The organism is Novosphingopyxis baekryungensis DSM 16222 (assembly GCF_000420305.1).
Lineage (GTDB): Bacteria > Pseudomonadota > Alphaproteobacteria > Sphingomonadales > Sphingomonadaceae > Novosphingopyxis > Novosphingopyxis baekryungensis.
On sequence record NZ_ATUR01000006.1, the window covers coordinates 124578 to 142037 of the forward strand.

The following is a 17460-nucleotide window of genomic DNA, read 5'->3' on the forward strand; positions in this document are numbered from 1 at the left end:
GCTCACATCTCCCCTGATGCCGCCATCGGCTCCGGCGCGATCGCGCCGTCATGATTGGCGACAATGTTCAGCACCGTGGTCCAGGCGGCGACATTCTGTGCCATCTGGGCCGGGTCCACCTTGTCCATCGTATCGTCGGGCGTGTGGTGCAGATCGAAATAGCGTGTGCCGTCCTGCTGCAGGTCGATCACTGCCGGCTTGGCCGCCTCGATAATCGCACCCACATCGGCGCCGCCATGCGCGTGCGCATCGCCGCGCTCGATCCCCAGTGGAGCCAACGCCAGGGCAATCTCATCTTTCAGCGCCGCATCGGCCAGGTGAAAGTCCACCTTCCAGACGCGGTCGGCGCCGAAATCCGATTCCATCGCCAACGCGTGCGGCTCATCGGCATGCGCCTTGCCATAAGCGGCGCCGCCGAACACGCCGACTTCCTCCGCGCCCGCCCAGAGAAGGCGGATGGTGCGCTTCGGCTGGCCTGCATCCATCACCCGCTTGGCCGCCGCGGTGACGATGCCGCAGCCCGCCGCATCGTCGAACGCCGATGGCGCCAGATCCCAGCTATCGAGATGGCAGGCGATCACGATGGGGGCAAGCGAGGCATCGCTGCCCGCCACCTCGGCGATCACATTGCCGCTTTCCTGCATGCCCATATCCCTGGGCGTCAGCACCAGCTTCATCCTGACCGGCTGGCCGAGCGCCACGAGCCGTTCCAGCGTATCCGCATCGGGATTGCTGATCGCGCCGGCGGGTATGTGCTTCACGCCCTCATCAAAGGTGGTGCCGCCGGTATGCGGATTGCGATGCTGATCGGTACCGATCGAGCGAATGACGATGGCCGATGCCCCTGCCTTGGCCGCAAAATTCGGGCCGCGCCAGCGCGCTGGGCCGGCAAAGCCATAGCCCGACCCATCCTGCGTCACGCGCATGTCATGCGTCACAAAGGCGATCTTGCCGTTCAGGCTGCCCGCAGGCGCGGCGATCAACTGGCTCATATTGGGGAAATAGACGATCTCGCCCTCGATCCCCTTGTCCCCGGTCGATCCACTGGTGCCCAGCGCGGTGATGTACATGTCCTGCGGCACCGGCGCGGTGACCTGTGCCATCTCCTTGCCGCGCACCCAAACGGGCATCTGGAACGGCTCCACATGCACATTGGCAAAGCCCAGCGCATTCAGCCTGCGCACCGCCCAGTCGCGCGCCCGCGCCTCGTCCGGCGTGCCCGCCATGCGGTGGCCGACTTCGGTGACCAGCCCTTCGGTGATGTCATAGGCGACATCGTCCGACATCGCGGCCTTCTGCATGTCGTTCAGGTTGCGAAGATCCTGTTGCGCCATGGCGGGCACGGCGCCTGCGCACAGAGGGGACAGGACGAGGGCGAGCAGGGGGAGCTGTTTGATCATGGGCTCCGGTGTATCGGCGCGCATGGCTCTTGCCAAGGATGGTTGAAGCGGACGCGGCACGGCGCTATTTGGCATCTGATCCTATTCACCAGCGTCATTCCGGCGAACACCGGAATCTCACCACACTCAAGCGTCAGCCTCGCTGAGATCCCGGCCTCCACCGGGATGACGATAGACCGAAAGCAACGAACATGGCCGCCCAGTACAGCTTCGTCATGAAGAACATGACCAAGACCTTCCCCGGGGCGCCCAAGCCCACGCTCAGCAATATCAATCTGCAATTCTATCAGGATGCCAAGATCGGCATCGTCGGGCCGAACGGCACCGGCAAGTCCACGCTGATGAAGATCATGGCGGGCATCGACAAGGAATTCACCGGCGAGGCATGGCCGGGCGAGAATATCACCGTCGGCTATCTGGCGCAGGAGCCGGACCTCGATGAGAGCAAGACGGTGAAGGAAAACGTCATGGACGGCGTTCGCCCCGTGGCGGATCTCGTCGATCGCTTCAACGAGATCAGCACGCTGATGGGCGATCCGCCCGAGGATGCCGATTTCGATGCGCTCATGGAAGAAATGGGCACGCTGCAGGAAAAGATCGATGCGGTCGACGGCTGGGCGCTCGACAGCCATCTGGAGCTGGCGATGGAAGCGCTGCGCTGCCCGCCCGGCGATTCGCCCGTCACCAAGCTGTCCGGCGGCGAGAAGCGCCGCGTGGCGCTGACCCGTCTATTGCTCGAAAAGCCCGATATCCTGCTGCTCGATGAGCCGACCAACCATCTCGATGCCGAAAGCGTCGCCTGGCTGGAAAAGCATTTGGTCGATTATGCCGGCAACGTCATCCTCGTCACCCATGATCGCTACTTCCTCGACAATGTGGTGAACTGGATCCTCGAGCTCGATCGCTCGCGCTACTTCGTCTATGAGGGCAATTACTCCACCTATCTGGAGAAAAAGGCCAAGCGACTCGAACAGGAATCGCGCGAGGACAAGGGCCGTCAGAAGGCGATCGAGGACGAGCTGGCCTGGATCAGGCAGAGCCCCAAGGCGCGCCAGACCAAATCCAAGGCCCGTATCCGCGCGTTCGACGAACTGGTCGAAAAGCAGGAAAACCGCGCGCCGGGCAAGGCGCAGATCCTGATCCAGACGCCCGAACGTTTGGGCGGCAAGGTGATCGAGGCGGACGGCCTGACCAAGGCGTTCGGCGACAAGGTCCTGTTCGAGAACCTCACCTTCAGCCTGCCGCCGGGCGGCATCGTCGGCGTGATCGGCCCCAATGGCGCGGGCAAGACCACGCTGTTCAAGCTGATTACCGGCAAGGAACAGCCCGACAATGGCTCGATCGAAATCGGCGAGACGGTGCATCTGGGCTATGTCGACCAGAGCCGCGACCATCTCGATCCGTCCAAAAATGTCTGGGAGGAAATCTCCGACGGCCATGACTTCATGAAGCTCGGCAAGCATGAAATGGCGACGCGCGCCTATGTCGGCGCGTTTAATTTTAAAGGCGGCGACCAGCAGAAGAAGGTCGGCAAGCTATCGGGCGGTGAGCGCAACCGCGTGCACATGGCCAAGATGCTGAAGGAGGGCGGCAACGTCCTGCTGCTAGATGAGCCGACGAACGATCTGGATACCGAAACCCTCGCCGCGCTGGAAGAGGCGCTGGAAAGCTTCGCCGGCTGCGCCGTGGTCATCAGCCATGACCGCTTCTTCCTCGATCGCCTGGCCACGCACATCCTGGCGTTCGAAGGCGACAGCCATGTCGAATGGTTCGAAGGCAATTTCCAGGAATATGAAGAAGACAAGATCCGCCGCTTCGGTGAGGACGCGCTGAAGCCGGGCCGGACCAGCTACAAGAAGCTGACGCGCTGAATTATTGGCACGAACAAGGATGCAGAAGCGCTGCCACGACCCGTCTCGGGGCGGCGCTTCTGCAATACCGGTTCGGTGGACGTCTGCTTGTGGGCATCGACCAATTCGAACGGCCTGAAAGGTCGCAGGATGTGCGATATGTCCACCGCCTATGATCCCAACTTCTTGCCAGCGCACAGTGATTTTGCCATCGCGCGTTGATGCAGCCTGATCCTCATGCCCAGCGGCATGACAAAGGAACCCTATCCAACATGGCCAACCAAGAGATATCCCAAGGGTCTGGGCGCACCCGCTTCAAGCGAAAATTGCAGCAGTCCTTGGGGGGCTGGGGAGTCTTCCTGCAGGGTTTCGTCGAGCATCCGGTCATGGTCGGTTCGATCATACCGTCGTCACGCTTCACCATCAGGAAGATGCTGGCACCGGTCGATTGGGATCACTGCCGCCTGTTCGTGGAATATGGACCAGGGGTTGGCACCTTCTGTCGTCCCGTGCTCGATCATTTGCGCAAAGATGGCACGCTGATCGTCATCGATACAAACAAGCTGTTTATCGACTATCTCAATCGCCAGATTGTCGACCGTCGCTTCATTGCCGTTCATGGCTCGGCAGAGGATGTCGAGGAGATCATTCGCGCGCATGGCCACAGCCATGCCGACTATATTCTGTCGGGGCTTCCATTCTCCACATTGCCGGCCGGGGTAGGACACCGCATCGCCGCTGCCACCTACCGTGGCATTCGCCAGGGCGGTGCATTCCTGACCTATCAGTTCAGCAAGGCGGCACAAAATTTCACCGAACAATATTTCGACCGGGTGGAGAGTGGATTGGAATGGAGAAACGTTCCACCATGCCATCTCGCCTGGAGCTGGAAGGGCGAGGCCTAAGCGGCGTGTTTTTGGCTCTCATTTGGCTCAGACCCTAGGATGGCCACTTCCGGGAATCGCGTATGATGTAGTCCGTGTTCGCGATTGAGGTGGCAAGCGGGCGTTTATTCAAAGGCCGTGGGTGGCCACTCGCTGGTGTCATGATCCGGATGCTGGAACGAGATGATGCTTGCCAAGTGGGCAGCGGCTCGTGGTTCGTCCGTCGGATGTTCCGGCAACCCTCTCAGTGCCTCGAAATCAGCGATCCGGTCGGGTGAAGCCAGTTGTTCGGTCAGATTAAGCACAGGCGGTTTGTCCATCGCGCCAAGCGCGAAACTGATGTGCCCTTCGCCGTACTCGAAGGTGAGAGGCGTGCCGCAATCCTTACAAAAGCCACGACGCACCTTGTTGGAACTCCGGAAATATCGGGGATGACCTCTGCTCCAGATCACAGCATCGAACGGCGCGCCGACATAAGCACCGAAGAGCCCGCCTGTCGCCTTCTGGCACATTCGACAGTGACAAATGGACGCTTCTTCGAGTTCGCCCTTGATCCGGAAGCGCACCGCTCCGCACTGACATCCTCCAGTATTGGTCGTCATCGCAAGAGCGTCTCCTTTTTGCGGAATGTCCGTAAAGTTGTCTTTAGCTGCCAAGCAGGTTTCTTAAGCGAGAAATCTTTGACGGACCGTCAGCATTAAGACGCACTATGCCGGGGGTATCGCAGAATGCTGCGCCTAGCGGGATTTCGGTAAACTAGTGAATTCATCGAAAGACAGTCGACATGCGATGAAGGGACGTCCCAGCTCAGAGATACGCCGATTTACGATAACCGGATCGTTAAGGAGTGAGCCTTTCGAAACGGCAAGTCCGAGCCGAGCAGCATCGCGGTCGCCGAAAAAAACGAAATTCCGCGAAGAGATTGTGTCCTCGCCACAAAGCTTGGCTGGCAACATCGCCGTATCTGTCGCATCGACTGCGTAGATTATCGCGGGATCCACACCTGCGCCACGCAGGAGAGTATCTTGTCTCATCCTGTTATTGTCAAAGGTGTCGAGTAGTCGTTGTCGATCAGCGCTAGGATCGGGTATTTTATCTCCCATTTCAGCATATAGTCGATCTAAGCTTGATTCAATTCGAAACCGTGATTGATCAGAGAAGCCGCCGTGAAAAAGGACAAGGGTGTTAGGCGTGGTCTCGCGGTGTGGAACGCCGGAGAAAAGATAGTTGGCACAGGATGATGCACATAATTCGTGAGCAAGAACGACGCTTCTCTGTCGTTGCAAATCTTCCGCTATCGTCAACGCAACCTCGGCGTCGCCACCATGTGATCGGATGACGAGCATCTTGCCAGTTTGTTCGGGACCACTCGCCCATTCTGCCAGAGCAAGAGATCCAGAACCGGCATCTTTGCGTTCGATGGTACCATCAAAGCAACCTAATGAAGGATTGGGTGCAAAAAATACGCCAGGCTCTGTCATCTTGGTGGCATGACGGCCTTCGAACCAGCTTAAACAGGCTGCTTCGGGCGCGACCTGTCGATCAGACTTATGGCTATTGAAAGAAACGCAGCCGGCCACCATCGGCGACGCCAACAGCAGTAGATTGAGAATCCACTTCACCGTGCTGAACACCTGGTGTCCCCTGTTTAGGTCGATCACTGATCGATATTGCAAAGCAATTCTCAAAGCAACAAACTGAGAGAGCTAATCCGTTGGCGCTTGGAAGGGAGAGCCAGCGAGCAAGAAACAGCCGGTTTTCGTTTCGCTTCTGCAAACAAACGATTACTGGTTTTTTTGGTACGGACGATAGGTGTTCCTGGAAGCAGACGCTAAATGCTGGCGCTCATACCTGCGTATAGCAATGCTAGCTGTGCCACTTTAGAGAAACGCCGAACCTCCTAGCAACGCAGGCAAAAGATCATGGCACGTAAATATTCCAGAGGTGGCTATCAGCCCGATGCTCCAGCCGAAGAAGCCGCTGCGGAGGAACCGCCGGTGCCGTGCTGGCTATGTGGCCGCCCCACGGGGGAGACCATTGTCTGGCATCATCCGGTGCCCAAGAGCCGGGGCGGGCGGGATGTGGTGCCGATGCATCCGATCTGTCAGCAGACGCTTATAACGAATTTCACCAATAGCGAACTGCAGCGCCATGGCATGGACGTGCAGGCGCTGCTGGACGATCCGGCCGTGCGCAAATTTGTGGACTGGGTTGCGAAAAAGGACCCCGATTTCAACGCTGGTATAGCGAAGAAACCGAGGTCCTGATCTGGCGTTCGCGCCGTTCCGGCCTGTCGCGGTGACCGCCTAGCGGCGCTTCTCGAATGCCATATGCCCCTCTGCGGGTACGACGCTTCTGTCGATCTTGATAACATCGGCAGCAGGCGGGCCGTCCTGCGCAAGTACGGTCAAGCGGTCCAAGGCCTCTTCCTCGCCTTCGGCATGGATTTCCACCGTGCCGTCGTCGCAGTTTCGGACCCAACCTGTCAGGCCAAGATCTTGCGCGGCGTTGACCGTCCAGTTGCGATACCAGACGCCCTGGACGCGCCCGTGCACCGTCAGGCGATTGGCGGCGGGCATTGGTTCAGGTCGCTGCGCTTTCATTGGGCTTGGTGTCGGCGCGGTCGTCGCCCTTGTCCACGCCGGTGCTGGCTTCGGGTTCATCCACACGCTTGGCTTCGGCACGCGTGCCGACGGCGGTCTGCTTTTCGCCGCCTGCGCGGCTCTGCTCGGCACCGGCGCCCAGCGCATCCTTCTGCGCGGCATCGATGATGCGGCTGTCGTCATGGTCGCGGGCGGTTTCGGTGCGCTTGTTTTCGTCGGTCATGTTGATCTCCTTGTGATGTGGAGGGTCAACGGACGGGCAGGGAAGGGCGTTCCAGACAGCGTCGGAAGTCGTGCGGAAGAAGGAAAAAACGCTGTCCTACAGGGGCGTTGGGCATCTAAGCAGGGTGCAGCTCTTTCAACTTGTTCGATATTGCCTGGGTTTGCCGGTCACACCGAGGCAGCTTTTACGCCGCATTCGGGGGTCTCCATCCGGCGGCACGTTTCCCCGCCTGGACTGTGTGACCTGTGTGAACCTGGCGGCCCCGCGTCCCGTGCTTATCGCAGGCGTTTGACCCACAGCTGGTTGTCGTCACGGCGTTCGGTGTTGAAGTTGGGCACGGCTTCGAACAGGTCGCTGAGGCGCGAAAAGCCGTAGTTGCGCACGTCGAAGCTCGACCGGTTGCCGGCGCGCTGGCCCACCTGCGACATGTTGGCGAAGCCGCGTTCGTCCCGGTCGCTGGCGTTATACGCATCGACCAGCAGCGCGATCAGCTTGTCGTCCACCTGGCCGCGCTTGCCATTGCCGCTGGGGCTCTCGCTGTCGCCGCTTTTGGCCGGGCCTTCGCGGCGCGTGCTGTCGCTGCGGGTCAGCGCATCGACGTCGATGAAGCGGCTGCAGGCGGCCTTGAACGCCTCGGGCGTCTTGGCGCTGCCGAAGCCATAGACGGGGTAGCCATCCTGCCGCAGCCGCATGGCCAGCGGCATGAAGTCGCTGTCCGAACTCATGATGCCAAAGCCATTCACCCGGCCGGAGAAGAGCATGTCCATCGCATCGATAGTCATCTTCATGTCGGTGGCGTTCTTGCCCTTGGTCATGTCGAACTGCTGCTGCGGCTCGATGCCGTAGACGTGCAGCTTGTCGACCCAGCCCTTGAGCGCCTGCTTGCGCCAGTTGCCATAGGCGCGGCGAATATTGACCTCGCCCAGCTCGGCCATGACGGTGAGCACGGCGTCGATGCCATGGTGGGACGCGTTGTCTGCGTCGATGAGGAGTGCGGTGTTGCGATTGCCTTCGGTCATGGCGCGGACTTGGACCGCGCAGGCGTTCAGATCAACCCGCTTTGCGCGGGGGGGAGGTCAACCCGCTGTGCGCGGGGGGAGATCAACCGGCGTCGCGTGCGGGGATCGGTTCGCCCGGGCGGGCATCGGCGTGGGGCGAGGTGGCCAGGCTGACACCGACGATCGCCGCCATGGCCGCCACGAAGCCAGGGATGATCTCGTAGATCCCTTCGCCGCCCAGGAACGCCGCGTTCCAGCCAAGCGCGATCCACGCGATGACCACCACGGCACCCGTCACCAGGCCGGCCACGGCGCCCGCGCCGGTCATGCGCTTCCACATCAGCGAAAGAAGGATGAGCGGGCCGAAGGCAGCGCCGAAACCGGCCCAGGCGTTGGAGACGAGGCCCAGCACTTCGCTCTCCGGATCGAGCGCGATGACGCAGGCGACCAGCGCAACGAGCAGCACGCAGACGCGGCCGATGTTCACCATCTCGGTCTCGCTGGCATGTTTGCGGATGAAGAGGCGGTAGAAGTCCTCTGTCAGCGAGCTGGAGGCGACCAGCAGCTGCGAGGAGATCGTGCTCATGATCGCGGCCAGCAGCGCAGCCAGCAGGAATCCGGTGATGAGCGGGTGGAACAGAAGGTCCGCCAGCACGATGAAGATGGTTTCCGGATCCTCGATCGGCAGCCCGTTGCGCTCCATGAATGCGCGGCCGGCAATGCCGACGCCGAGCGAGCCGAGCAACGCCACGCCCATCCAGGTCATCCCGATATTGCGGGCACGCGGGACATCCTTGACCGAGCGCAGCGCCATGAAGCGCACGATGATGTGCGGCTGCCCGAAATAGCCCAGGCCCCAGGTGACGGCCGACAGGAAACCGATGAAGGTCAGCCCGGCGAACAGGCTGAGAAAGTCCGGATCGATCGCAGTCACTTCGCGCACCATCTGGCCCACACCGCCTTCGCCCATGGTCGCCACCACCGGCATGAGGACGAGGGCCACCACCATGATGCAGCCCTGCACGAAATCGGTCAGGCTGACGGCAAGGAAGCCGCCGACCATGGTATAGGCCAGCACGACGCCGGCGGTGATCCAGATGCCGAAGGTGTAGTCGCTACCGCCAAGCTCCTGCGGCAAGGTGCCGAACAAGCCGGCGAAGCTGGTGGCGAACAGCTTGCCACCGCCCACCAGGCCTGCCGCCGTGTACACCGCGAAGAAGACCACGATGATGACCGCCGAGATGGTCCGCAAGGCGAGCGCCTGGCTCGGGAAGCGGCGGGAGAGGAACTGCGGAATGGTCAGGCTGTCGTCCAGATCGGCCGTCTGCTGCCGCAAGCGCGGCGCGACGAGGATCCAGTTGGCAAACGCGCCCAGAAACAGGCCGATGCCGATCCATGCCTCGACCAGACCGGTCGCATAGAGCGCACCTGGCAGACCGAGCAGGAGCCAGCCACTCATGTCCGACGCGCCAGCGGACAAGGCGGCGACCGCGGGAGTCAGCTGCCGTCCACCGAGCAGATAGCCCTCGCTGCTGTCCGTCGATTTCCACCAGGCATAGGCGCCAATGGCGATCATCAGGATGAAATACAGGGCTAGGGAGATGAGTGTACCGGTCTGCATGGCGACCGTGGATAAGCATCGCGAACGCTATGTCCACCCTGGCGGCGACATCAGGGGACGAGCCATTGGCCTTCCCACCGGTCACCGGTCCAATCGAAGCGCGCACGACGATGCCCCTGATGGGCAAGATAGAGATACTCTATCCGTTCGATGGTGACCCGTAGAATGGAGAAATTCGGCCGGGCTGGCGCAAGCTGCTCGTCCGTGGGCTTCACGCCCTCCAGCTCCGCGCGCAGCCCGGAGGTTGGATGCGCCACCATCGTACCCGGCGCCGGATCTGCAAGATAGCAGCGGCGGGCATAATTGTCCGCGTTATCCCATGCTTCATCAGCGGCTGCTGAGCGTGTCTCAATCTCGCTATGGCCATGCAGCCGAAGCTGGATCTTGGCATCGGCATCGTACAGGAGGATGCCGGTACGGGCATCCTCCTGCAGCTCATCTACTTTGTCGGCGCGCGAATCGGTGTGGAAACGCAAGCGGCGATCGGCCCGCCGGGCCTCCCGCATCACCATGACACGCAAGGATGGCGCGCCGGACTGATCGAGAGAGGCAATGGTCGCCGTGTGGCACGGACTGTGCCGGTCCGCCGCGCCTTCCTCGATCAGCGCCCATGAGCGCGACAGCGAGCCGGCAAGATCGTCATAATATGCCGGCAGCGCATCGCTCATCGTACGGTTTCGAACTTGTCCGATTCCTTGTTGAGCACATGCAATTCGCCGTCTTCGATAGCGAAATAAGCGCCTTGCAATTTGAGCGAGCCATTCTCGACCTTCTCGGCCACATAGGGAAAAGTCATGAGATTGTTCAGGCTGACGCGCACGCCGGCCAGCTCCATGGCACGGCCGGCCTCGCGGCCCTCCTCGCCATATTGCTCGACCACGCCCTTGCGCGCCTCACGCAGCATACGGACCCAGTCCGCAATATGCGCGCCCTCACCATGATCGGCATCGGCAACATTGCCGGACAGCGCCGCGTTGCAACCGCCGCAGCGACCATGGCCCATGACGACGATTTCCGGCACCTTCAAGAATTGCACCGCAAATTCGACGGCGGCGGAAACACCGTGGAAACCGGGGCTGGTTTCATAGGGTGGAACGAGCGCCGCCACATTGCGCACCACAAAGATTTCGCCGGGCTTGCTGTCGAATACCAGCGCAGGATCGACCCGGCTGTCCGAACAGGCAATCACCATGACCTGCGGGGCCTGGCCTTCGGTCAATTCCTCCCAGCGTGCACGATGTGCCTCCCAATCGCTGCTGTAGAAATGACGGTATCCATCGATCATGTTGCTAAAGTCAGTCATGGAAATCCTTTACCAGTGGTGTGTCGGAAGGGGTGGCAAGCGCGGCCCACCATCGCTATCTCGCCTCATATGAACGACATGACCAATCCCCCGGTTCCCGAGCCCCGTCGCGAGCGCATCCGTAAACCTGACTGGATCCGCGTCAAGGCGCCCACCAGCAAGGGCTTTGCCGAGACGCGCAAACTGATGCGGGAGCTGAACCTCAATACCGTTTGCGAAGAGGCAGCCTGCCCGAATATCGGGGAATGCTGGACCAAGAAGCATGCGACGGTGATGATTTTGGGTGACGTATGCACGCGCGCCTGTGCCTTCTGCAACGTCAAGACCGGCATGCCGCGCGTCGTGGACAAGACCGAGCCGGCGCATGTCGCTGAAGCGGCGGCCAAGCTTGGCCTTGAGCATATCGTCATCACTTCGGTGGACCGGGATGATCTGCCGGATGGCGGCGCAGACCAGTTTGTGCGCGTGATCCGCGAACTGCGCGATCAGACGCCAAGCACCACCATCGAAATTCTGACACCGGATTTTCGCAACAAGCACCGGCAGGCGATCGAGAAGATCGTTGCCGCCGGTCCGGACGTATATAATCACAACCTGGAAACGGTGCCGCGGCTTTATCCCACCATCCGCCCTGGAGCGCGCTATTACGCATCGCTGCGCCTTCTGGACGAGGTGAAGCAGCATGATCCGTCGATCTTTACGAAGTCCGGCATCATGCTGGGACTGGGTGAGCAGCGATTGGAAGTGCATCAGGTAATGGATGACATGCGCTCTGCCGATGTCGATTTCCTCACCATGGGCCAGTATCTACAGCCAACGCCGAAGCATGCGGAAGTGATCGACTTCGTCACGCCGCAGGCGTTCGATGCCTTCGCCGCCATTGGGCGCGCTAAGGGTTTCTTGATGGTCGCCTCCAGCCCGTTGACCCGTTCCAGCTATCATGCTGGCGATGATTTTGCGCAGATGCGCGCGGCGCGGGAGGAGAAGCTCGCAAAGGCAAAACTGCGCTAATGCCTCGTCACAGCGAAAAACGGCGCATGCCCTATACGCCCATTCAGATGTATGAGCTGGTGGCAGACGTGAAACGCTATCCCGAGTTCTTGCCTTGGGTAATCGCCATGCGCTTGCGCAAGGACAGCGATACCGAAAGCATTGCCGATATGGTCGTGGGCTTCAAGGCCATTCGGGAAACCTTCACGTCAAAAGTCGTCAAGGTGCCCAAGACCAAAATTCACGTCGAATATGTCGATGGTCCGCTGCAATATCTGCGCAATGACTGGAGCTTCGAAAGCGATGGCGACGGCGGTTGCGTGGTACATTTCGAAGTCGATTTCGCTTTCAAGAACCGATTGTTCCAGACGATTGCCGGGCAATTTTTTGAAAAGGCGTTGATGCGGATGATCGGGGCGTTCGAAATGCGCGCCCAAGCGCTTTACGGTCCGTCTGGAAGTAGCAGCTCGAGCGCGCAGATTACGGCCTGAAGCCGGATGTCGGCGCGGCTCTTGTCCTCGCCGAAATCCTTGCGATCGGCCTGGATATTCTCGGGATCCTCGCCTCGCCCGGCCTTGGCGAACACCACCGTGCCCACCGGTTTCTGCTCCGTTCCACCGCCGGGGCCAGCCACGCCGCTGATGGCTACCGCAACATCGGCATCGCTATGCGCCAACGCGCCTTGCGCCATGGCCCATGCAACCGCCATCGATACTGCACCGAAAACCTCGATGAGGTCCTGTGGCACGTCCAGCATTCCGATTTTCGCGTCGTTGGAATAGGTCGTGAAGCCGCAATGGAAAACGGCGCTGCTGCCGGGGATCTCTGTCAAAGCGGCTGCGACCAGACCACCGGTGCAGCTTTCCGCCACGGTGACCGTGCGGCCTATCGCCTTGTTTTCATCGATGACTCGCTGCGCAAGTTCGTAAACATCTGGCGGAAGGATGTGGCTGTCCATATCAAGTCCTTTGTTCGAGCAGGGCGGTGGCCTGCGCGGCGATTCCCTCGCGCCGGCCAGTATACCCCAGTCCTTCGGTTGTCGTGGCCTTGATACTGACCCGTCCCGTTTCGACACCCAGAATTCCGGCGACCTGCGCGCGCATGGTTTCGCGATGCGGACCTATCTTTGGCGCTTCGCAGATAATCGTGCAGTCGACATTGCCGATGGCGTAGCCAGCCTCTGCCGCAAGTGAAACGGCATGGGCCAGGAAACGATCGGATCGCGCGCCACGCCATTGCGGATCGCTGGGCGGAAAATGGCTGCCGATATCGCCCGCGCCAATGGCACCCAGAACGGCGTCCGTGATGGCATGGAGCGCCACATCGGCGTCGCTATGGCCCGAAAGGCCGAAGTCATGTGGAATGGCAATGCCGCAGAGCCACAGCTCTTCCCCGGCCAACAGACGATGGACGTCATAGCCGCTTCCGATACGCACGGCAGGCGATCGAGATGAGGCGCCTGCGGCGGGCTCATCGAAATCTTCTGCAAAGGTGATCTTCTTCAACCGTTCGTCACCAGGTACCTGCTTCACCTCTCCGCCGGCCGCGCGCAGTATCTGGGCATCGTCTGTGGCCTCGGCACCTGATGGCCAGGCGCGATGGGCTTGCAGAATTGCTTGCAGGTCGAAGGCTTGCGGCGTCTGCACGCGGCGAACGGCCTCGCGATCGAACGGGCTGCCATCGGTAGCCATGATCAGGCTGTCGGGCACTGGCAGCACGGGGATTGCCCCGGGCGCGGTAATCAGAGCCTCCAGAAGGGTAGATACCACATGGTTCGGCACATCCGGCCGCGCCGCATCGTGGATCAGCACCAGTCCATCGGCCCCATTCGCGCAAAGATGTTCCAGGCCATTTTGGACGCTGTCTCTTCGCGTTGCGCCGCCAATAATGATGACGACGTCCATATCACGCAGAAGCTTCTCTGCAATCTCCCGCTGCCCGTCGCCCACCACCACCGTGAGGCTTTTGAGCGGGCGGTACGCGCACAGGCTCTCCACGCTCCGACGCAGCAGGGCCTTGCCGTGATAGGGGCGAAACTGTTTCGGCACGTCGCCGCCCGCTCTGCTTCCCGTACCAGCTGCGACGATCAATCCGTGGGTATTCTGCGCCATGGCGGTCCTGTAGCCCCCCATGAACTTGTCCGCCAAGGCATTTCACGCTAAATGCAGGGCAAATAGCGGTCACATCCGCTTCCCATTTCTGTTCTGGATCAAACGGCATGCGGCTTTCGCCCATTCAAATCGGTGACATCACGATCGCGGAACCGGTTATCCTGGCGCCAATGACCGGGGTGACGGACATGCCGTTCCGGCGGATGGTGCGTCGCTATGGCTCGGGCCTGAATGTCACGGAAATGATCGCCAGCCAGGCGATGGTGCGTGAGACCCGTCAGTCCGTGCAAAAGGCAGCGTGGCATCCGGTGGAAGAGCCGGTGTCGATGCAGCTGGCTGGTTGCGATCCGGAAGTGATGGCGGAGGCGGCCAAGCTCAACGAGGATCGCGGCGCCGCGATTATCGACATCAATATGGGCTGCCCGGTCAAAAAGGTGGTGAATGGGGATGCAGGTTCGGCGCTGATGCGCGATCTGCCGCTGGCCACCAGATTGATCGAAGCCACCGTTAAGGCGGTAAAGGTGCCCGTGACGGTCAAGATGCGCATGGGCTGGGATCATGGCAGCCTGAATGCGCCGGAACTGGCGCATATCGCTGAAGATGTCGGCGCCAAGCTGATTACCGTGCATGGCCGCACGCGCAACCAGATGTACAAGGGCAGCGCCGACTGGTCCTTTATTGCCAAGGTCAAGGCGGCGGTATCGCTGCCCGTCATCGTGAACGGCGATATCTGCTCCATCGAAGATGCGGACATGGCGCTGCAACAAAGCGGCGCGGATGGCGTGATGGTTGGCCGCGGGGCCTATGGGCGCCCGTGGTTGCTTGGCCAGATCATGCGGTGGCTGGCAGACGGCACTCGCCTGCCGGATCCGTCGCTGTCGGAGCAGTATAGACTGATCGATGAGCATTATCGCGCGATGCTCGATCATTATGATGTCGATGTCGGCGTGCGCTGCGCACGCAAGCATCTCGGCTGGTACGTCAGGGGGCTGCATGGCTCGGCCGAATGGCGCAATGCCGTCAATCAGGAGGCCGACCCTGCCAAGGTGCTCGATATGCTCGCGCGCTTTTACGAGCCCTATATCGAGCGCGCCGAAGCGGCCTGATCGCTCAGGCGTTCCGGCGACGCGCCGAAGCCCGCTTCTTCTGCTGTTTTGTGGTGAAACGGCCACGGATATCCGCTAACCGTGTCATGATGGCAACAGCACTGCCCGATATTGACACGCCGGATGGCTCCAACGGGCCGCGGTTGCTGTCACGCGTGAAAGCCTGGGCCAGCGACGATCGCGCTGTGCCGGTCTGGGAATGGATCAGCACGCTGTCGCTTATCGTTACGGCGGCGATTACCTATTGGGTGTTGACCGGTCAGACCAGCAACAATGTTCCGCTCAGCCCGGTCGTAATGGCGGCTTTGCTGGTGGCCAACCTGCTTGCTGCGACATCGATCCTGTTTCTCATCGGGCGGCGCATGGCGGTGCGCCGTGCCGAACGCTCATCGATCGGTAGCAAGGGCCGTCTGCACGTGCGGCTGGTCGCCCTGTTTTCGCTGATCGCCGCGGTACCGACTCTTCTCGTCGTTATATTCGCCTCCATCCTGTTTCAGAGCGGGGTGCAATTCTGGTTCTCTGACCCTGCGCGCGGAATGATCGAGAATTCGGTTTCTCTCTCGAAGGGTTATTACGCGGAGAAACTCAACGACGTGCGCAACGAAACGCTGACCATGGCCAGCGATCTGCGCACGGTGCTGAGCGAGACCAATTTGCAGTCGTCGGCGTTCCAGGAAGTCTATGTGCTCCAGACCATCGGGCGAAAGTTCGATCAGACGGTGGTCGTGCAATTAGGGGCCGATGGAAAGCAGCGCACCGGCGCCGTCATCGGCACCGTGGATCGCGAGAATCCGGACCGTCAGTGGCTGTCGCCCGAAATGCTCCAGCTTTTGCGATCGGGCGATCCGGTCGTGGTCCAGGCGGATGCGGACAAGATCGAATCGGCAACGCCCATTTTTGCGGACTCCGGCCTCTATCTCTATGCCGTGCGCGAGGTGAATTCCGCGGGGTTCGAGATGGGTGACCGCGCGCAGGAGGTGCTGAACGATTACCGCGCGCTGGCCGAACGGTCCCGGCGCCTCCAGCTGCAGTTCAATGCCGCTTTGTTCCTAATCTCGCTCATCATCATTGGTGCCGCCGTCTGGGTGGCGCTGCTGGTTGCCGATCGCCTGGTCAATCCCGTCACCGAATTGGTGCATGCCGCGCAGGACGTGGCCAATGGCAAGTTGTCGGCACGCGTGCCCATTGTTGGAGATCGGCCGGACGAAATTGGAATTTTGCGCCGTTCGTTCAATCAGATGACCGAACGGCTCGAGGCGCAAACCGGTGATCTGCTGGCGGCCAACAGCCAGCTTGAAACTCGGCGAGCCTTTATCGAGACCGTTCTGGAGTCGGTCACGGCCGGCATTATCAGCCTTGGCGATAACGGCCGTATCCGGCTGGCCAATAGCATTGCGCAGCAGCTGCTGGGCGGGGAAGGCGAGGATTTGATCGACCGGCCGTTGCGCGAGGTGTCGCCAGCCATGGCCGATCTGGTCGAAGGTGGCGATCAGCGTGCCGTCCTTCAGATTGGCAGCGGTGACGATGCGCGGACCTTGTCCGTCACCCTGTCGGTCCGCCCCGATGCCAAGGTGCTGACGTTCGAGGACATCACCCAGCAACTCGTCGATCAGCGCCGCGCCGCCTGGGCCGATGTGGCCCGGCGCATTGCTCATGAAATCAAGAATCCGCTCACGCCCATTCAGCTTGCCGCGGAACGGCTTAAGCGCAAGTTCGGAAAGACCATCCTGGAAGATGAAGCCGTCTTCTCCGAGCTGACGGCGACGATCATCCGTCAGGTTGGCGATTTGCGAAACATCGTGGATGAGTTCTCTGCGTTTGCACGCATGCCGAAGCCGGTCTTCCGCCGCGAAGTTCTACAGGACATGGCCAAGCAGTCGCTTTTGCTGCACGAAGTAGCCCATCCGGATATTCGTTTCGCAATGATTGCGCCCGATCACGACGTTGAACTTGTGTGCGACCGCCGTCAGATTGGGCAGGCCCTGACCAATATCATCAAGAACGCCGTGGAAGCGGTCGGCGAGCGCGCTGCGTCTCATGATGATTTCGAACTTAGCGACGGTGAAATCACCGTTCATATCCTCTGCGCGGATGACAAGCTTGCGATTGAAATTTCCGATAACGGCATCGGCTTGCCGGCTGATCGTGACAGGATCGTCGAGCCTTATATGACGACGCGCGCAAGCGGGACCGGACTGGGGCTCGCTATCGTCAAAAAGATCGTCGAGGAACATTTCGGCGAAATTGAATTCAGCGACTCCGCATCTGGCGGAACTGCCGTCGCCCTGCGCTTTTCGCCCGCTCGTCTGGGCCATCCCGGGAGCGAAATTCTGCGCGATACCGATACTGGACCGAAGGACCATATATAATC

The 17460-nt window shown here is 60.7% G+C and carries 18 protein-coding genes; 7 read left to right on the plus strand and 11 right to left on the minus strand.

Annotated features, from left to right (window positions below):
* Positions 1-2: 2 nt before the first annotated feature.
* On the minus strand, positions 3-1400 hold the full coding sequence (locus G410_RS0111215; RefSeq protein ID WP_028971371.1) for a M28 family peptidase: 1398 nt from the start codon (positions 1398-1400) through the stop codon (positions 3-5).
* A 191-nt stretch (positions 1401-1591) separates the two neighbouring features.
* Between G410_RS0111215 and ettA the strand changes: the two genes are divergently transcribed.
* Both ettA and G410_RS0111225 read left to right on the plus strand, forming a co-directional pair.
* The gene (ettA, locus tag G410_RS0111220) at positions 1592-3271 is read left to right on the plus strand and encodes an energy-dependent translational throttle protein EttA (RefSeq protein ID WP_022673750.1); all 1680 of its coding nucleotides are present in this window, start codon (positions 1592-1594) and stop codon (positions 3269-3271) included.
* 251 nt (positions 3272-3522) lie between these two features.
* On the plus strand, positions 3523-4155 hold the full coding sequence (locus tag G410_RS0111225; RefSeq protein ID WP_028971372.1) for a class I SAM-dependent methyltransferase: 633 nt from the start codon (positions 3523-3525) through the stop codon (positions 4153-4155).
* Between the two features lie 104 nt (positions 4156-4259).
* Here the strand turns inward: G410_RS0111225 and G410_RS0111230 are convergent, their stop codons facing one another.
* Complete coding sequence (locus G410_RS0111230) at positions 4260-4790, minus strand: GFA family protein (RefSeq protein WP_245559348.1); 531 nt, start codon at positions 4788-4790, stop codon at positions 4260-4262.
* A gap of 81 nt (positions 4791-4871) precedes the next feature.
* Positions 4872-5768 (minus strand): hypothetical protein, encoded by an 897-nt coding sequence (locus G410_RS18005; RefSeq protein ID WP_156851937.1) that lies wholly within the window; start codon positions 5766-5768, stop codon positions 4872-4874.
* 288 nt (positions 5769-6056) lie between these two features.
* Here G410_RS18005 and G410_RS0111235 point away from each other — a divergent pair, with 288 nt between their 5' ends.
* Entirely contained in the window at positions 6057-6401 is a 345-nt protein-coding gene (locus G410_RS0111235) for a hypothetical protein (RefSeq protein ID WP_022673753.1), read from the plus strand.
* 39 nt (positions 6402-6440) lie between these two features.
* Here G410_RS0111235 and G410_RS0111240 read toward each other — a convergent pair whose 3' ends face one another.
* From G410_RS0111240 to G410_RS0111265, 6 genes are all read right to left on the minus strand, one after another.
* Entirely contained in the window at positions 6441-6713 is a 273-nt protein-coding gene (locus tag G410_RS0111240) for an acylphosphatase (RefSeq protein WP_022673754.1), read from the minus strand.
* 4 nt (positions 6714-6717) lie between these two features.
* Entirely contained in the window at positions 6718-6960 is a 243-nt protein-coding gene (locus G410_RS0111245) for a hypothetical protein (protein WP_022673755.1), read from the minus strand.
* Positions 6961-7235: 275 nt separating this feature from the next.
* Complete coding sequence (locus G410_RS0111250; RefSeq protein WP_022673756.1) at positions 7236-7979, minus strand: NYN domain-containing protein; 744 nt, start codon at positions 7977-7979, stop codon at positions 7236-7238.
* 82 nt (positions 7980-8061) lie between these two features.
* Positions 8062-9579, minus strand: a complete 1518-nt coding sequence (gene putP, locus G410_RS0111255; protein WP_022673757.1) for a sodium/proline symporter PutP — start codon at positions 9577-9579, stop codon at positions 8062-8064.
* Between the two features lie 50 nt (positions 9580-9629).
* Complete coding sequence (locus tag G410_RS0111260; protein WP_022673758.1) at positions 9630-10247, minus strand: pyridoxamine 5'-phosphate oxidase family protein; 618 nt, start codon at positions 10245-10247, stop codon at positions 9630-9632.
* Positions 10244-10882 (minus strand): carbonic anhydrase, encoded by a 639-nt coding sequence (locus G410_RS0111265; RefSeq protein ID WP_022673759.1) that lies wholly within the window; start codon positions 10880-10882, stop codon positions 10244-10246. The genes G410_RS0111260 and G410_RS0111265 overlap by 4 nt, the downstream gene beginning before the upstream one ends.
* A 69-nt stretch (positions 10883-10951) precedes the next feature.
* On the opposite strand from G410_RS0111265, the gene lipA reads away from it, so the two are divergent.
* Positions 10952-11893 carry a lipoyl synthase gene (lipA, locus tag G410_RS0111270; protein WP_022673760.1) on the plus strand — a complete coding sequence of 314 codons (942 nt, stop codon included), beginning with the start codon at positions 10952-10954 and terminating at the stop codon, positions 11891-11893.
* Positions 11893-12363 carry a type II toxin-antitoxin system RatA family toxin gene (locus G410_RS0111275; RefSeq protein ID WP_022673761.1) on the plus strand — a complete coding sequence of 157 codons (471 nt, stop codon included), beginning with the start codon at positions 11893-11895 and terminating at the stop codon, positions 12361-12363. Before lipA ends, G410_RS0111275 begins: the two co-directional genes overlap by 1 nt.
* Here G410_RS0111275 and G410_RS0111280 read toward each other — a convergent pair.
* Both G410_RS0111280 and G410_RS0111285 read right to left on the minus strand, forming a co-directional pair.
* A complete protein-coding gene (locus G410_RS0111280) occupies positions 12315-12830 on the minus strand; it encodes a CinA family protein (protein ID WP_022673762.1) in 516 nt (171 codons plus the stop codon). The two genes, G410_RS0111275 and G410_RS0111280, sit on opposite strands and share 49 nt — an antisense overlap.
* 1 nt (position 12831) lies before the next feature.
* Positions 12832-13983 (minus strand): bifunctional 2-C-methyl-D-erythritol 4-phosphate cytidylyltransferase/2-C-methyl-D-erythritol 2,4-cyclodiphosphate synthase, encoded by a 1152-nt coding sequence (locus G410_RS0111285; protein WP_022673763.1) that lies wholly within the window; start codon positions 13981-13983, stop codon positions 12832-12834.
* 107 nt (positions 13984-14090) lie between these two features.
* Between G410_RS0111285 and dusB the strand changes: the two genes are divergently transcribed.
* Entirely contained in the window at positions 14091-15089 is a 999-nt protein-coding gene (gene dusB, locus G410_RS0111290) for a tRNA dihydrouridine synthase DusB (RefSeq protein WP_022673764.1), read from the plus strand.
* 86 nt (positions 15090-15175) lie between these two features.
* The gene (locus G410_RS16490; protein ID WP_022673765.1) at positions 15176-17458 is read left to right on the plus strand and encodes a sensor histidine kinase; all 2283 of its coding nucleotides are present in this window, start codon (positions 15176-15178) and stop codon (positions 17456-17458) included.
* Positions 17459-17460: the final 2 nt, after the last annotated feature.

What these genes read in the sequence shown, in the direction of transcription:
- G410_RS0111215 (WP_028971371.1), bottom strand. Translation starts at nt 1,400, where the DNA reads ATGATCAAACAGCTCCCCCTGCTCGCCCTCGTCCTGTCCCCTCTGTGC.
- ettA (WP_022673750.1), top strand. Translation starts at nt 1,592, where the DNA reads ATGGCCGCCCAGTACAGCTTCGTCATGAAGAACATGACCAAGACCTTC.
- G410_RS0111225 (WP_028971372.1), top strand. Translation starts at nt 3,523, where the DNA reads ATGGCCAACCAAGAGATATCCCAAGGGTCTGGGCGCACCCGCTTCAAG.
- G410_RS0111235 (WP_022673753.1), top strand. Translation starts at nt 6,057, where the DNA reads ATGGCACGTAAATATTCCAGAGGTGGCTATCAGCCCGATGCTCCAGCC.
- G410_RS0111240 (WP_022673754.1), bottom strand. Translation starts at nt 6,713, where the DNA reads ATGCCCGCCGCCAATCGCCTGACGGTGCACGGGCGCGTCCAGGGCGTC.
- G410_RS0111245 (WP_022673755.1), bottom strand. Translation starts at nt 6,960, where the DNA reads ATGACCGACGAAAACAAGCGCACCGAAACCGCCCGCGACCATGACGAC.
- G410_RS0111250 (WP_022673756.1), bottom strand. Translation starts at nt 7,979, where the DNA reads ATGACCGAAGGCAATCGCAACACCGCACTCCTCATCGACGCAGACAAC.
- putP (WP_022673757.1), bottom strand. Translation starts at nt 9,579, where the DNA reads ATGCAGACCGGTACACTCATCTCCCTAGCCCTGTATTTCATCCTGATG.
- G410_RS0111260 (WP_022673758.1), bottom strand. Translation starts at nt 10,247, where the DNA reads ATGAGCGATGCGCTGCCGGCATATTATGACGATCTTGCCGGCTCGCTG.
- G410_RS0111265 (WP_022673759.1), bottom strand. Translation starts at nt 10,882, where the DNA reads ATGACTGACTTTAGCAACATGATCGATGGATACCGTCATTTCTACAGC.
- lipA (WP_022673760.1), top strand. Translation starts at nt 10,952, where the DNA reads ATGAACGACATGACCAATCCCCCGGTTCCCGAGCCCCGTCGCGAGCGC.
- G410_RS0111275 (WP_022673761.1), top strand. Translation starts at nt 11,893, where the DNA reads ATGCCTCGTCACAGCGAAAAACGGCGCATGCCCTATACGCCCATTCAG.
- G410_RS0111280 (WP_022673762.1), bottom strand. Translation starts at nt 12,830, where the DNA reads ATGGACAGCCACATCCTTCCGCCAGATGTTTACGAACTTGCGCAGCGA.
- G410_RS0111285 (WP_022673763.1), bottom strand. Translation starts at nt 13,983, where the DNA reads ATGGCGCAGAATACCCACGGATTGATCGTCGCAGCTGGTACGGGAAGC.
- dusB (WP_022673764.1), top strand. Translation starts at nt 14,091, where the DNA reads ATGCGGCTTTCGCCCATTCAAATCGGTGACATCACGATCGCGGAACCG.
- G410_RS16490 (WP_022673765.1), top strand. Translation starts at nt 15,176, where the DNA reads ATGATGGCAACAGCACTGCCCGATATTGACACGCCGGATGGCTCCAAC.